This window comes from Microbacterium sp. GbtcB4, from assembly GCF_019091465.1.
Taxonomy (GTDB): Bacteria; Actinomycetota; Actinomycetes; order Actinomycetales; family Microbacteriaceae; genus Microbacterium; species Microbacterium paraoxydans.
The window spans coordinates 1-272 of record NZ_JAGXJJ010000129.1; the positions used below are offsets into that span (position 1 = coordinate 1).

General features: G+C 75.4%; 1 pseudogene. It reads right to left on the reverse strand.

From position 1 onward, the window contains the following. Window positions 1–102: pseudogene (locus KVS71_RS20085) on the reverse strand (DNA-binding response regulator); the annotation flags it as partial. Window positions 103–272 lie beyond the last annotated feature (170 nt).

Below are 272 nucleotides of genomic sequence, written 5' to 3' on the forward strand. Positions count from 1 at the left end.
GGCGCCGTCGGCGGCCACGACGACCTCGTAGCCGTGGGCCGCGAGGGTGTTCCGCAGCGCCCGCACCATCTGGGGGTCGTCGTCGGCGATGAGGAGCTTCACTCCGTGCCCTCCGTGTCGGCGGACCCTGCGGCGAGCGGCAGGGAGATGACCATGGTGAGTCCGCCCCCGGGGGGGTCCTCCGGTGTCAGGCTACCGCCCATGCCCTCGGTGAATCCGCGGGAGAGGGCGGGCCCGAGCCCCAGCCCGGGCGCGGTGGCGGCGTCGCCGAA